We start from the raw sequence: 13,219 nt of genomic DNA on the forward strand, positions 1-13,219 counted from the left end.
ATTGAATTCTGGTGGTCTGAGCGGTCAGCCCGCCACGGCCCGCTGCGCAGCGTAGTCGGCGGCAAATTGTGGGGCGACCTGGCGCAGACGCTCTTCGGTCATCCGTCCGGACCGCATCAGGTAGTCATAGGCGAAATCCATTGGCGCGAGTTGCATCTTGTCGCCGAAACTGTCGTACCAGAGGGCTGAGGTATTGGCCGCGTCGACGATCTTTCGGGCGATGGGCTGACGGTTGTCCTGGTAGCTGGCCAGCGCCGCGTCGAGATCGCTTTCCGCCGCCAAGGCATGGACCAGCGCGATCGCATCCTCCAGTGCCAGCCGGGTGCCCGAGCCGATCGAGAAATGCGCGGTATGAACCGCATCGCCCAGCAGCGCGTATTTCCCGGCCACCCAGTTTTCGCACCAAAGGCGGGGAAACTGCCGCCACATCGACTTGTTGGTGATGAGCTTGGTGCCCTTCAGCACGTCCGAGAACAACTCGGCGCATCGCTCGGCGCTTTCCGCCTCGCCCATGTCGGCAAAACCGGCCTTTCGATAGGTCTCGGGCTCGCATTCCACGATGAAGGTGCTTCGGTCGGGTGTGAAGCGGTAGTGGTGCGCGTTCATCGGACCGTGCTCGGTTTCGATGAAGGTCTGGGTCAGCGTGTCGAAGGGGACCTGCGCGCCGAACCAGGCGAAGTGATTGTCGAAATGCTCGATCCTGGGCTGGAACTCTTCCTCGAAGGCGCGCCGTACCAGAGAATTCAGCCCGTCGGCGCCAATCACCAAATCGGCCTCAAGCTCTTCCACACCGGTGATCTGGGTGCCGAAACGGATCGGGATGTCCAGCGCCCGTGCCCGCTCGGTCAGGATCTCGATCAGGTGCAACCGGCCGATGGCGGTGAAACCCACCCCGTCCAGCGTCACCGAGCCCTCTGGCAGATTCAGCGTCATGTTCTGCCAGCGCTCCATGTGCGGCGCGACGAGGTCATGGGTCTCGGGATCGTCGGCCTTCAGGAAGGCCAGTGCCTGGTCCGAGAACACCACGCCGAAACCGAAAGTGGCGCCTTCGGGGTTCTGCTCGGTGACCCGCACCTGGACCTGCGGCAGCAGCCGCCGAAGCAGGATCGCGGTGTAGAGCCCGGCGGGCCCCGCCCCGAGAATTTCTATGCTGGAAAGCTGTGTCATGGGTCCTCCCAATTTATCTCGACCTTTTCGAATTGATACCTTAAGATTGCATATTATGCAACGCATTTTACAATAAGGAAAGATGACATGCAGACGATACAGACCTTCGACATCACCTTCGGCGATTGCGACCCCGCTGGAATTGTCTTTTATCCCAATGCTTTCCGCTGGATGGACACGGCGCTTCACGCACTCCTGAGACCGGCTGGCGGGCACCAGGTCTTGTGCCGCAAGTTGGACGCAGTAGGCCTCGGGCTTGTCGATGCGTCCGCGAAATTCCGCCACCCGATGCACGATGGCGACCGACTCGAACTGCGAATCGCCGTCACGGAGTGGTCGCGCCGTTCGCTCACGCTGGGCTATGAGGGTTCGGTCGAGGGCAGGCAGACATTCGAGGGACGCGAAGTGCGTTGCCTTTTCACCCGGACGGAAACCGGTATTGTGGCGGCCGATCTTGCGCCGTTACGCACGCTTCTGGAGGCCGAAGATGTCTGACGAGAATGGCCACGGCCAGGGACTGAAATCGCTCGACACCGCGCTTGGTGTGCTGGCGCACCTGGCGGAACAGGGCGGACCGCAGTCGCTCTCTGAGATCGGTCGCGCCTGCAACATGCCGCCAAGCAAGGTGCATCGCTACCTCGCCTCTTTCGTCAATGCCGGGCTGGTGCAACAACAGGGCCGGTCGGGAAGATATGACCTCGGGCCGGGTGCGCTGCAGATCGGGCTGGCGGCGCTGGCGCGGCACGATTTCGTCAACTCAGCCGCCGACGGTCTGCCCGAGCTTTCGGCGAACACCGGGATGACCGTGCTGCTGTCTGTCTGGGCCAACCAAGGCGCGACCGTCGTCCGCTGGGAGCGAGGCGCGGCACCGACGGACACCTCAATGGGGCTCGGCACCACCCTGCCCTTGCTGACTTCGGCTACCGGCCGCGTGTTCCTGGCCTGGGGTCCACTCCACGCCATCGAACCGGAGCGCGACACACAGTTGCGCCGGCTGACGCGACAACCGAACCTGCTGCTCGACATGGAGCCGACCAAGGCCGGCGTGGCGGCTCTTGCGGAGCGCACCCGTGCACGCAAATTCGCATCGGTCGAGGGCCGTTTCATCCCCGGCCTCGTTGCAGCCGCAGCGCCCATTCTCGACTGGCAGAACGAAGCGCAGGCCGCTGTAACACTCGTAGGGACCGACCCGGCCGCCATTGCACCGGGGTCAGCACAGACGGAAATGCTGTTGGACTATTGTGCGGAGAAATCCGTCGTCCGGACTGCCGTTTGAGCCCAGGCGGCAGCCAAAATCACATAGATTGCATTGGGCGGACTGGCACTCGCTGACCGGGACCGCATAACACGGCTGCTACGCGCCGAGGCGAGAGTGTTCAGGGAGATGGTCGAGCGCACCCAGCCAGACGACTGAGCCGACTGCGCTCGGTAATGGCGGTTCCGGTTACGCTTCAAATTCTCGCAGGACCTTGGCGGCATTGACGTCGGTGCGCTTGCCTCCCCGCATCGAAAGCTTACCGTTGACCAGCACATAGGCGACGCCGGAGGCATAGCGGCGCGGGTTCTTGGCGGTGGCATTGCTTGCGATCGCTGCCCTGTCAAACACGCAGATATCCGCATAATAGGGAACAGCGGCTGCCGGATCAACCGAAGTAAATGGGGACGTCAGAGGTCGCGCCATGAGGTGGCAGTGCCCTGATTCAGAGCGCAATCCAAAAGGTAGGATTTGGTTTTCGGTTTGAACTGCGCCGCAGCATTTGAGCTTTGGTGAGCCGATATTTTGGCCCGTCCGGTCCCGGGTTTCAACTTCAGCATTTCCTCAAGCCAGCAACCCTCTTGCAATTATGGTGCGTTGAATCTCGGATGATCCTTCGTAAATCCGGAAAATTCGCAAGTCGCGCAGATATCGTTCCAGAGGGAAGTCGCGTGTATAACCGTAGCCGCCGTGGATTTGCAAAGCTCTGTCGGCAATACGCCATGCGGCTTCGGTGGCATAGAGTTTGGCGAAGGCAGACTCGGTTGAATAGCGCGCGCCTGTCCCGCGCTTGACGGCGGCTTGCATTGCGAGTGCCCGAGCCGCGGTCAGTTCGGTGGCGCAATCGGCCAGCATGAATTGCAACCCTTGGAAATCACCAATCGGATGGCCACCGACCTTGCGCTCCTTGGCGTAGACGATCGCCGCTTTCAGTGCGGCGTCCGCAATGCCGGTGGCCTGAGCCGCCACTTCAATGCGCCCGTTATCCAGCACTTTCATCGCCGTACGGAACCCTGTTCCTTCATCGCCAAGACGGTTCGCTGCTGGCACCCAACAGTCGAAGGTAATGCCGAACACGTGCCCCCCTTTCAGGCCCATGGTCCGCTCGTTCGGGGCGATGTCGACACCTTCTATGTCCTTGGGTTCGACAACGAAAGCACTAACACCGCGCGCTCCGGCTTCTCTGTCGGTCTTTGCGTAGACGACGATGAAATCAGCCGCTCCGGCGTTCGAAATGAAACACTTGGTCGCTTTGATTCGATATCCTTCGCCCTCACGCACTGCGTAGCTCGTCATGTCTGCGGGATTGGACCCTGCCTGGGGTTCGGTCAGGGCAAAGGCGCCCAGGGTCTTGCCCAATGCCGCATTTGGCAGGAAGCGCTCCTTCAACTCGGCACCCCCGCCCAACAGGATTGAATCCGTTGCAAGGAAATGTGCGGTCAGCATCGAGGCTGTCGAGCCGCACGCCCCCGCGACCGCCTCGACAGCCGCATAGAGCGCAGGGCCAGAGAGCCCGATACCGCCCAGACCCTCTGGAAGGTTCATTCCCATCAGCCCCATCTCGGCCATGACAGGCAAATGAAGGGTCGCAAAGGTCGCTTCTTCATCGAGCACGGCGGCCTGCGGTGCCAATACTTCAAGCGAGAACCTTTCGATCTGGTCGACTACGGCACGTTCGTCTTCGGACATGGGATAGTTCATTTTGTTTCTCCTTTGGCCAATTCGGCCAGAATTTCGGTTGCGTTTGCATTCAATCCCGGTGCAGCTGTACGGTCGCCGCGCGCAGCACCGCTGAAATGAACGGGCTGCTCTGGCACATTCAGGCGGCCCAACAGAGGATGGTCCACCGCCGACGCGAGGCCACGCTCGACCGCCTGTGACGAAGCCCAGGCCTGTGCGACCGACTTGATTTCAGAAGCCGGGATTCCGGCAGCGGACAAACTGGCGACAATCTCGGCCACGCTCCGCTGTCCTGCCCAGAGCGCAATCTGTTCTGCAAGCGCGGGTTCGTTTTCGCGGCGCAAGGGATCAGTGACAAAGCGCGGATCCCTGGCCAGTTCGGGCTGCTCGATGACCTTGCAGAAGGTTTCGAACAGACGATCATTCAAGACCGCCACCGCGAAGTGCCCATCGCCTGCCGGATAGGTACCAAAGGGGGCCGACAGTGAATGACGATTGCCGGTACGGGTGGGGGCATCCTTGCCCATCAGGGTGCGGCAGGCCAGCAGCGGCATCATCGCGGTCAGCGCATCAAACAGCGCAACATCCACATGCCGCCCTTTACCAGTTCTGCTGCGGTCAAACAAAGCGACCATTGTGCCCCATGCCGCAAAAAGGCCCCCGGCCACATCGCCCATGGCTTCGCCAATCATGGTCGGCGTTCCGTCTGGTTCACCGGTTACATCCATCAGACCGCTCATGGCCTGAATGATAATGTCATAGGCGGGTTTCGCTGCGTTGGTTCCGGTTTGTCCAAAGCCAGAGACCGACACATACACCAGCGCGGGAAACGCGGCACTGAGGGCTTCAACGCCAAGGCCCAGTTTCTCCATCACTCCGGGTCGGAAGTTCTCGACAAGCACATCCGTGTCGACCAGCAGCGACTTGATCGTCGCGATATCCTCATCTGATTTCAGGTTCAGAGCAATCGAACGCTTGCCTCGGTTTATCGCTTGAAACAGCAGGCTCTCGCCCTGATCAAACGGTCCGATATGGCGATAATCATCGCCGTGAAGGGCTTCCACCTTGATAACGTCGGCTCCCAGATCGGCCATCAGCGCGGTACAATAAGGCCCGGCGAGCACACGGGTGAAATCCAGGACTCGCACGCCTTCGAGGGGCTTGGAGTTTTGGACGGGTGATGGTTGCATCGGGCACCTCCAGCTTTCTAGTCGCTGGAGTTTAGGGCGAAGCATGCTATATATAGAAACATTAAGTTCTCATATCGTGATAAATGAAACCTATACCTATAACGCTTCGGCAGATCGACTATGTGATTGCCACTGCCGACGGGGGCAGCACAGCTGCCGCCGCGCGCCTTCTCAATGTCTCGCAGCCCTCGGTTTCGCTTGCGATTTCCAAGGTCGAGGGCCATCTCGGGCGCCCACTTTTCGCCCGCACCTCTGGTCAGGGAATAGTTCCAACCGCCTATGGGCGACGTAAACTGGGCGAGTTCAGAACCTTGCGCAACGAGGCTCAGGGCGTGCTAAATGCCGGTGCTGCCGGACATACTGTTCTGAATCTGGGCGTATTTTCGACCCTGGGTCCACGGTATGCTCCATCCCTGGTGCGCGGGTTTCAAGACATGAAACCGGAAACCGAGATTCACCTGTTCGAAGCGAATTTGGAAACTCTTTCAGAGGGGATAGAGATCGGTCAGATTGATGTCGCACTGATCTATGATTTCGGCCTGCCCTCAAGCCTCAGGATTACGCCGCTCGCCGATGTTCAGCCCTATGGCCTTTTACCGGGCGGGCACCCGCTGGCCGGCCGTGAAGCGCTGGACATGGCTGAACTTCTGCAAGACCCGCTGATCCTGATCAACCTGCCGCACAGTCGCGGGTATTTTCTGACACTGGCGCAAATGCACGGGATCAATCCAAAGATCGCTTACGAAACAGAGTCTGTAGAGATGCTTCGTTCAATGGTCGCAAACGGTCTTGGCGTCGGGCTTTTGGCGACAGATATCCCGCACGTCACCGCATACGACCGGCGATCCATTGTTCGGATGCCGCTTACTGGCGATCTTGCGCCACACCGTATCGCCCTGGCAAGGCCAGGGCGACTTCGATCCACTCCGTTGGTAGATCGATTCTGCCAGCACGCAGTAGAGTCATTCGCGGCGTGATCTGTGCTTTTGCATGGGTATGTTTCGGACGCACGCTCGTCCCAACTGTTTTCTGCCAAGTCGCTGATCGGCGTATCCGTCCGTTGTGACCGCTCTAACGGAGGAGGTCTGCTGGCGATAATGTCCATGATCGATAATGGACATCTTGAGGCACTTCATGGCGGGCAAGAAGGGGCAGAAGAAGCGGTTCTGGTCTGACGAGGAGAAACGCACGATCTGTCTGCAGACGCGCGCGCCTGGCGTGTCCGTGGCGCAGGTGGCGCGGCGGTATTCGATGAATTCCAACCTGGTCTTCACCTGGTTGCGGGACCCGCGCTATGCGCCCGGACCGAATGTCATGGTCATGTAATTCGTGAGACTCGCGCATGATTTTTTCGTTGTTATCAGCGGCAATTTGGTAAGGTTATCTTTGGGATGGTAAAGTTATTTATGAGATGGTAATTTTAACCGTGAGATGGTCTACTTTGTGGATAACTTAAGACTTTGGCGAATGAGGCAAAGAACAAAGCGCTAGAGAGGGCCGAGGTGCTCAGGCCACTCTTGTCGCCGCTCGCTCAGGGCCAAAGTATTGGGCGGGAGGTGGAGGCTGCGGCGGCTCAGTTGAACATTTCGCGGAGTACAGCCTGGCGCATTTTGAGCATGCTGCGTAAGAACGATGGTCGGGCAAGTTCACTCCTGCCCAAACGCAGCGGCCCCAAGCCCGGCTCTCTTCGTCTACCAGAGCACGTTGAAAGCATGATCGCCCGGGTATTGCGTGAACGATATTTGGTTCCGGAACGCCCTAGCTTTCGCAGGATTGTGGGCGAGATTCGTGCCGAGTGCCTTGCCAGAGGTTTTCAACCACCGGCACGGCAAACGATCAAGGCTCGCCTTGACGCGATAGACCAGCGCGAGGTGTTGCGGAAGCGGAAAGGATCGAAGGCCGCCAGCCAGGTTTTCGAAGCGAGGGCAGGGAGGTTGGAGGTGGAACGTCCATTGGAGGTCGTCCAGATCGATCACACATTGGCGGACATCGTGCTTGTTGATCAGGTTGAGCGCAAACCTCTGGCGCGACCATGGCTGACGCTTGCGATCGATGTTGCGACCCGTGTGGTTCTGGGCGCCTATGTCACTTTCGACGCACCTTCCGTCCTGTCCATTTGCCTTTGCCTCGACCACTGTGTGCGGCCGAAGTCCATCCGGACACCGAGCTCGCTGGAGCAACTTTATTGGCCGACAGCCGGGATTCCACAGGCCATCCATGTCGACAACGGCCGGGATTTTCGCAGTGACGCATTCCGATCGGCCTGTGCGGAATGGGGCATCGCGATCAAGTACCGGCCGCCGGGCCGGGTGCATGTTGGTGGGCATATCGAACGGCTGATCGGCACGACCATGGGTGCTGTGCATGTATTGCCGGGAACGACGCAATCCTCGCCAAAAGACAAGGGCGAGTATGACAGCGCTGCCAAGGCCTCAATGACGCTGGACGAGTTCGAGGACTGGCTGCAGCTGGAGATCTGTCGGTACCATAACACCCGCCACAGCGGATTGCGGCGCACCCCGCTGGCCGCCTGGGCCGATCTTGGGGGCGACGATGCTGGCCGACAAGTCGTGGACACAGATGCCTTCCGGATCAGTTTCCTCCCGTCAGAACGCCGACAACTCGGTAGGACCGGGATCAACCTGTTTTCTATCGGCTATTGGAGCGACGCCTTCGCGCCGATGATCGGTCGTGGGGCAGGGAAGGTTACGGTCAAGTACGACCCGCGAGATATGTCCCGGATTTGGGTGGTCACGGACGATGGTCGAACAATTGCGGCGCGCTACAAGGATCTTTCGCGGCCCAAAGTTTCCCTTTGGGAGTCGCGGCGCGCCAATGCAATCTTCCATGAGCGGCATGGCGGAAGGATATCGGAAGCAATTCTGTTCGGGATCATCGAAGAACAGCGGCGTATCGCCCATGCGTCGCGGCAACGGACGCTTACGGCGCGCCTGGACGAAGAACGCAAAGCACGCCTGCCAAACGACAAACCGAAGCGTGATCCATCCCGCGAGATGTTTGCAATTGATACCAGTAACCCCAACCTCCCAACTTACCCGATAGATGACTTTGATGGACCACGACGAAAGACTTGATCTCATTCGCAGCGATCGCTGGATCGCTTTCGACCGCGCAACCATTGTTCTCAACAGATTGATATCCTTGATGGAGATGCCCCGGCAGTACCGAATGCCGGGCCTCATGGTTTATGGCAGCTCCGGCATCGGCAAGACCATGATCGCCAAGCGGATGGAGAGCCTCTACCCGAGTAACTATCGCTCGGACCTCGGGGTGACGCGCACGCCGATCCTTCTCTTGCAAGCGCCACCTGCACCGGATGAACGGCGGTTTTACCAACATATCCTGGCGTCGATCGGTGCGCCAATGTGGGGTCGTCACACGATCTCGGAACTGGAAGTGCGAGCTCTCAGCCATTTGCGCGGCATGGACCTTAAGATGATCATGATCGACGAGGTCCACAATCTCCTGGCCGGAAGCTATCGGGAACAACGCCGGTTCCTGAACATGCTGCGTTTTCTGTCCAACGATTTGTGCGCATCGCTCGTCGTGTTCGGTGTCAACGAAGCTGCCGAGGCCATTCGCGGTGACGAGCAACTGGCGCGCCGACTGGACGAACATTTTCTGCCACTCTGGGATGATGATGTTGAGTTTTCCCGGCTGGTCCAGACTCTGATCGCTGCCATGCAGTTGGAGCGCGGGTCTGGTCTGAGCGTCCAGTCACTGCGCACCATCCTCGGCATTACTGGCGGCATCACGTCGCGTGTGTTCACGATGATCAAGGCGCTCGCCATCGACGCCATCGAGACGGGCGAGGAGCGGATCACGGATGACGCGATTCAATCCTGGCAGCCGGTTTGGGCCAAACATAGCTGGACCGTTCGGAACCAGCCGCAACCTGCATTTCAGTGAACCGCAAACCCCTGCCGAGGCGTCCGGCACCTTTTCAGGACGAACTGCTGTCAAGCTGGATCACGCGCCTGGCGGACGCCAACTACTGTTCAGTGCCGGAGCTCTGCAGATATCTGGGGCTTGCTCAAGAACGTCCGCCGGAAACGTTGACGGATCTGATTGGCGTGGACACCGACAGGTTCTGTGCAACGTTGCGCCTCCCGCCCGAGGAGCTCGACAGCATGTTGATCCAGCGACGCGCTGAATTCCCGATTGAGTGTATTTCCTGGTCGAATTTTCAGCACTGTTCCGTGTGTGCGCATAAGGTACCTAGGATATCATTGCGCCATTGGCGCTTCGCTTGGTCAATGCACTGCGAAGCATGCGGGTCCGAGCTGTTGCCTGTGCGCAGTAAGACAGCAGCACATGTGCACCTGCCGACCCGGCTCCGCATCCGCGCCAAGGAAGGGGCGAAGCGGCTAATGCTCGCCTATCGACACGGGAACTGCCATGCTGGTCGACGGATGGATCTGACGCTGCAAGTCGCTGGTGTGCTCGCGCCAGAAATTCGTCACGGGTCGCTCTTTTCCCAGAACCGTATAGATCGCTTCAAAATCGTCGCTGCAATCGACCTCGGAATGACTCGACCTTTGCTCGCAACGGCGCTGGTGTTGAAGAACGATCCCGCCTCTGAAACCAGGCTTCGTGCTGCCTTCCCGCATAAACGGAAGCTGTTGGATCGCCTTGCACGGCTTGCCGAAAGCTTGCCTCAGCACAGATCGCGAGAGGGAGCGAGCCTCAAGAACCATTCGTGGATGAACTGCGCCGGCACGGCCCCCACACCAGAACCGGAATACCTTGAGGCAGCGCGGAGAGCGATTGATCAGCTTGGGAAAAACGCAGAACGGTCCGATTTGCTAAACTGCGCAGCGGAGTTCCTCGAAAACGCACGCTAGTCCCGTGTGGATATCTCATGAATAACTTTACCAAATATCGAAAATGGGTAGCCACTACGAAAGAGTCCCAAGAATAACGTGGCCATGACAGCGACAGCGCGTAATCCCGTTTGGCTTTGTGGATGCGATTGTTCGGGGGCTTGCCGCGCGCCTTGTGCCGGATCGCCGACGCGCCATCCTGACGATAAAGCTTCAGCAGCCGGAAAATCTGCCGACGCGTCAGTGCCAGCATGTTCGCAGCATTGTCGACGCTCAGCCGTCCATCATCGACCTGCGCCAAAACCTCCACGCGCTTCAACTCGCGCTCGCTCATAACCACCCATCCCATGCCCAATCTCCCTCAGTCTCGGAAGGGAGAGTGACATTCCTGAATTGCTCATGGGTGACATTTTAGCTTTGCGGCTGTGAGCGATACTTGAACCGCGACTCCTATTGTCGTTGAGGGTAGGGGGATCGACCTATCTCTTCCATCATCTTTTCACGGAAGACCTCGGCGGGTGTTTTCCATCCTAAGCATTTGCGAGGCGTGTTGTTGAGCTGATCGCAGATCTGCTTGATGTCAGCGTCCGTCATTGCCCTGATATCACGCGTGCGGGGTAGCCAGCGTCTGGCGCGGCGGTTGGTGTTCTCAACGGTGCCTTTTTGCCAGGGAGAGGAGGGATCGCAGAACCACGTTTGGGTGCCCAGCTCGGCTTGCAGGTGCGGCCAGCTCACGAACTCAGTACCACGGTCGAAGGTGATTGATCTACGAGCGATCAGGGGCAGGTCTTTGATCGCCTTCATGATCTTGCCCATCACAGGTTTCGTTCGCTTGTTAGGGTTCTTCAGGATCACAGTGAACCGGCTGACCCGCTCGACCAACGAGGTCACATTTGTCTGGCCACGCTTTTGTTCAAACAGCATTAAATCGCCCTCCCAATGGCCGAACTGGCGACGGTGAGCGACATCGTCAGGCCTGAATAAGATGCTGACATCACGGTCAAACTTGGACTTCTGACGTTTGCGGGCACGGCGTGGTTTGCGGTTTTTGCGATGTAAGGGCAGATACCACCACAGCTCTTGCGCCATGCCTTCTTTGGAATAGATGTAGCGATAGATCGTCTCCTGGCAGACCCGCAGTTTGTCACCTTCATGGATCATCCGGTTGCCGATCTGTTCAGGCGTCCAGCCTTGTTTGATCCGTTCAATCACGCGCTTGCACAGATCAGGATGTCGGATCAGTTTGCGTTGCGTGGATCGGCGTTGCTGCGTGCGCTGGTGTGCTGCCATCCCAAAGTATCCAGCGTACTTCTTGGGCAAAGAGTCATCGGCCCAGAAGTTACGTTTGATCTCCCGAAAGATCGTCGACTTGTGACGCTTCAGGACACGCGCCATCTCTGCGACGGGGACCTTTGCAAGCCACCAGTCTTCGATTCTGCGTCGTTCTTGCATGCTCAGTTGCGTGTAAACGGTTCCCATGCGATATTCCTCCTATTAGATAACTCATTGTTTTCTAATAGGAGTCGCACTTCAAAGTAGCGCGCACCGCTACACGGCTCAAAAACGTATAAGCAAGCATATGTTAAGTTGGCTCTTGGCCAAGAGTGCGCATGACTCGGGCGCACCTGGGACGAATACTTCTCGGGCGAAAGCGGCGCGCCTAAGACCCGCAGCAAGAGTTAAGTCCGCTATCCGCGTCGGACCCGGGGTCATGCCAGCCAAGTTCGCAGAACGTCAGAAGGCCGCAAGCATGTGGACTAGGCCTTTTTCGATGTTCTTCCACGGCTTCTTGCCCACGGTATGTAAGAACCAACATCTGGTACCGCAGATATTTTTCGTAAAGAACTGCATGAAGCGACAACAGATTTTGTGACCCACAGGCCTGGATCAAGGACTTATGGAACTCCCAGTCATATCGGAATCAGGATCGGAGCGACCACGCCCTGCGCCAATGGCTGCGGGAACTGGCGAATAAACGTCGCCGGTTCGGATATCGTAGTTAGGGCATCCTTTTGGCCAGAGAGGGTTTTGAAGTGAACCATTAGAAGCTTTTCCGTCTCTATCGCGAGGAAGGGCTGGCCGTGCGCCGCAGGTGATCACGCAAACGCGCACTGGGTACGCGCAGGCCCATCCTAGTGCCGGATCGCGCCAATCAGCGTTGGTCGTTGGACTTCGTGTCCGATGCCTTTGCTAATGGCCAAAGGTTCCGTGTGTTGTGCATCGTGGATGACTGCACGCGCGAAGCCTTGGCGGCCACTGTGGTGGATCGCTCACTGTCAGGTGAGCGGATGATCCGCGAACTGGATGACCTGATCGGGAGGCTGGGTCAGTTGACTTTCTGACCCACGATCAGATCAAAGCGATGACAACGGCCGACCGTATCGTCAACCTCGGCACTCGTCAGGGGTATGTTACCCCCTGGATCACGACGTCAGCGGAAAAGCGCCCTTAGGGGTGCCACAGCCTCTTGCCAGCTGTCACGCGCTTCTAGCCGGTCGATCCAACTCGCAACTCCTGGGTACTGGTCCAGTAAAATCCCCGCTTGATCGCGATACATGAAGGTGGTCGCAAGATAGAAGTCGGCAAGGCTGAGTGCGCCTGCGATCCAGTCCTTGCCGTCGAGTCCGGTTTCCAGAACGGCAAGGAACTGATCTGTGGCTTTTCGTTCCGCTTCGACCACAGTCGGATCGGGATCGCCCATGCCGAATTTCTCTTTGAGAAACAGCTCAAAGGACAATTTCTGCATCGCCGGGCCAAGGTGGATCGCTTGCCACCAGGTCCATTGATCGACGAGGGACCGCGCCTTGCGGCCCTCAGGATAGAGGCCCGCCTCGGGCCGAAGCCCCGCCAGATAGGCACAAATTGCCCGGGATTCCCAAAGCACGAAATTCCCGTCCTCCAAAACGGGCACCTTTGCATTGGGATTGCGAGCGAGAAATTCCGCCGCGCGGTTGTCCCCGGCCCGGATGTCGACCTGGACGATTTCGAGGTCCACGCCCAGTTCGTGTGCCACCGCCCGCACACGCAGCGCATTGGGCGAGAAATTCGCGTTGTAGAGTTTCATGATTTTGTCCGCCTCTATA

Annotated in this window: 14 protein-coding genes and 2 pseudogenes; 8 read left to right on the top strand and 8 right to left on the bottom strand. The window is 58.5% G+C overall.

Annotated features, from left to right (window positions below; translation table 11 throughout):
- Positions 1-24 precede the first annotated feature (24 nt).
- Entirely contained in the window at positions 25-1,167 is a 1,143-nt protein-coding gene (locus tag A8B82_RS12905) for an FAD-dependent monooxygenase (RefSeq protein ID WP_067293045.1), read from the bottom strand.
- A gap of 87 nt (positions 1,168-1,254) precedes the next feature.
- On the opposite strand from A8B82_RS12905, the gene A8B82_RS12910 reads away from it, so the two are divergent.
- Together A8B82_RS12910 and A8B82_RS12915 are read left to right on the top strand one after the other, a co-directional pair.
- Positions 1,255-1,662 (top strand): acyl-CoA thioesterase, encoded by a 408-nt coding sequence (locus A8B82_RS12910; RefSeq protein ID WP_067293048.1) that lies wholly within the window; start codon positions 1,255-1,257, stop codon positions 1,660-1,662.
- Complete coding sequence (locus A8B82_RS12915) at positions 1,655-2,443, top strand: IclR family transcriptional regulator (RefSeq protein WP_067293051.1); 789 nt, start codon at positions 1,655-1,657, stop codon at positions 2,441-2,443. Before A8B82_RS12910 ends, A8B82_RS12915 begins: the two co-directional genes overlap by 8 nt.
- A gap of 168 nt (positions 2,444-2,611) precedes the next feature.
- Here A8B82_RS12915 and A8B82_RS12920 read toward each other — a convergent pair whose 3' ends face one another.
- The 3 genes from A8B82_RS12920 to A8B82_RS12930 all read right to left on the bottom strand — a co-directional run bounded on the left by A8B82_RS12920 (position 2,612) and on the right by A8B82_RS12930 (position 5,292).
- Positions 2,612-2,773 (bottom strand): hypothetical protein, encoded by a 162-nt coding sequence (locus A8B82_RS12920; RefSeq protein WP_201120808.1) that lies wholly within the window; start codon positions 2,771-2,773, stop codon positions 2,612-2,614.
- Between the two features lie 213 nt (positions 2,774-2,986).
- Positions 2,987-4,123 (bottom strand): acyl-CoA dehydrogenase family protein, encoded by a 1,137-nt coding sequence (locus tag A8B82_RS12925; protein WP_067293057.1) that lies wholly within the window; start codon positions 4,121-4,123, stop codon positions 2,987-2,989.
- Positions 4,120-5,292, bottom strand: coding sequence for a CaiB/BaiF CoA transferase family protein (locus tag A8B82_RS12930; RefSeq protein ID WP_067293060.1), 1,173 nt, complete (start codon positions 5,290-5,292; stop codon positions 4,120-4,122). The genes A8B82_RS12925 and A8B82_RS12930 overlap by 4 nt, the downstream gene beginning before the upstream one ends.
- A gap of 83 nt (positions 5,293-5,375) precedes the next feature.
- On the opposite strand from A8B82_RS12930, the gene A8B82_RS12935 reads away from it, so the two are divergent.
- The 5 genes from A8B82_RS12935 (at position 5,376) to A8B82_RS24815 (ending at position 10,157) form a co-directional block, all read left to right on the top strand.
- Entirely contained in the window at positions 5,376-6,269 is an 894-nt protein-coding gene (locus tag A8B82_RS12935) for a LysR family transcriptional regulator (RefSeq protein WP_067293063.1), read from the top strand.
- A gap of 136 nt (positions 6,270-6,405) precedes the next feature.
- Positions 6,406-6,618: a transposase gene (locus tag A8B82_RS12940; protein WP_235604693.1), complete on the top strand. Its 213-nt coding sequence runs from the start codon at positions 6,406-6,408 to the stop codon at positions 6,616-6,618.
- A gap of 290 nt (positions 6,619-6,908) precedes the next feature.
- Positions 6,909-8,387: a Mu transposase C-terminal domain-containing protein gene (locus A8B82_RS12945; RefSeq protein WP_223145488.1), complete on the top strand. Its 1,479-nt coding sequence runs from the start codon at positions 6,909-6,911 to the stop codon at positions 8,385-8,387.
- A complete protein-coding gene (locus A8B82_RS12950; protein ID WP_235604694.1) occupies positions 8,365-9,222 on the top strand; it encodes a TniB family NTP-binding protein in 858 nt (285 codons plus the stop codon). Before A8B82_RS12945 ends, A8B82_RS12950 begins: the two co-directional genes overlap by 23 nt.
- Positions 9,219-10,157 carry a TniQ family protein gene (locus tag A8B82_RS24815; protein ID WP_161489461.1) on the top strand — a complete coding sequence of 313 codons (939 nt, stop codon included), beginning with the start codon at positions 9,219-9,221 and terminating at the stop codon, positions 10,155-10,157. Before A8B82_RS12950 ends, A8B82_RS24815 begins: the two co-directional genes overlap by 4 nt.
- 73 nt (positions 10,158-10,230) lie before the next feature.
- Here A8B82_RS24815 and A8B82_RS24820 read toward each other — a convergent pair.
- From A8B82_RS24820 to A8B82_RS24825, 3 genes and pseudogenes are all read right to left on the bottom strand, one after another.
- Positions 10,231-10,485: pseudogene (locus A8B82_RS24820) on the bottom strand (helix-turn-helix domain-containing protein); the annotation flags it as partial.
- A gap of 101 nt (positions 10,486-10,586) precedes the next feature.
- Entirely contained in the window at positions 10,587-11,615 is a 1,029-nt protein-coding gene (locus A8B82_RS12960; RefSeq protein ID WP_067293071.1) for an IS30 family transposase, read from the bottom strand.
- 181 nt (positions 11,616-11,796) lie between these two features.
- Complete coding sequence (locus A8B82_RS24825) at positions 11,797-12,027, bottom strand: hypothetical protein (protein WP_369824838.1); 231 nt, start codon at positions 12,025-12,027, stop codon at positions 11,797-11,799.
- A 25-nt stretch (positions 12,028-12,052) separates the two neighbouring features.
- Between A8B82_RS24825 and A8B82_RS23975 the strand changes: the two are divergent.
- Positions 12,053-12,466: pseudogene (locus A8B82_RS23975) on the top strand (IS3 family transposase); the annotation flags it as partial.
- A 101-nt stretch (positions 12,467-12,567) separates the two neighbouring features.
- Here A8B82_RS23975 and A8B82_RS12965 read toward each other — a convergent pair.
- Positions 12,568-13,200, bottom strand: a complete 633-nt coding sequence (locus A8B82_RS12965) for a glutathione S-transferase family protein (RefSeq protein ID WP_027238702.1) — start codon at positions 13,198-13,200, stop codon at positions 12,568-12,570.
- Positions 13,201-13,219 lie beyond the last annotated feature (19 nt).

This window comes from Sulfitobacter sp. EhC04, assembly GCF_001650875.1.
In the GTDB taxonomy this organism is placed as follows: domain Bacteria; phylum Pseudomonadota; class Alphaproteobacteria; order Rhodobacterales; family Rhodobacteraceae; genus Sulfitobacter.

What these genes read in the sequence shown, in the direction of transcription:
- A8B82_RS12915 (WP_067293051.1), top strand. Translation starts at nt 1,655, where the DNA reads ATGTCTGACGAGAATGGCCACGGCCAGGGACTGAAATCGCTCGACACC.
- A8B82_RS12945 (WP_223145488.1), top strand. Translation starts at nt 6,909, where the DNA reads ATGCTGCGTAAGAACGATGGTCGGGCAAGTTCACTCCTGCCCAAACGC.
- A8B82_RS12965 (WP_027238702.1), bottom strand. Translation starts at nt 13,200, where the DNA reads ATGAAACTCTACAACGCGAATTTCTCGCCCAATGCGCTGCGTGTGCGG.
- A8B82_RS12905 (WP_067293045.1), bottom strand. Translation starts at nt 1,167, where the DNA reads ATGACACAGCTTTCCAGCATAGAAATTCTCGGGGCGGGGCCCGCCGGG.
- A8B82_RS12935 (WP_067293063.1), top strand. Translation starts at nt 5,376, where the DNA reads ATGAAACCTATACCTATAACGCTTCGGCAGATCGACTATGTGATTGCC.
- A8B82_RS12950 (WP_235604694.1), top strand. Translation starts at nt 8,365, where the DNA reads ATGGACCACGACGAAAGACTTGATCTCATTCGCAGCGATCGCTGGATC.
- A8B82_RS12960 (WP_067293071.1), bottom strand. Translation starts at nt 11,615, where the DNA reads ATGGGAACCGTTTACACGCAACTGAGCATGCAAGAACGACGCAGAATC.
- A8B82_RS12925 (WP_067293057.1), bottom strand. Translation starts at nt 4,123, where the DNA reads ATGAACTATCCCATGTCCGAAGACGAACGTGCCGTAGTCGACCAGATC.
- A8B82_RS12940 (WP_235604693.1), top strand. Translation starts at nt 6,406, where the DNA reads ATGGACATCTTGAGGCACTTCATGGCGGGCAAGAAGGGGCAGAAGAAG.
- A8B82_RS12910 (WP_067293048.1), top strand. Translation starts at nt 1,255, where the DNA reads ATGCAGACGATACAGACCTTCGACATCACCTTCGGCGATTGCGACCCC.
- A8B82_RS12930 (WP_067293060.1), bottom strand. Translation starts at nt 5,292, where the DNA reads ATGCAACCATCACCCGTCCAAAACTCCAAGCCCCTCGAAGGCGTGCGA.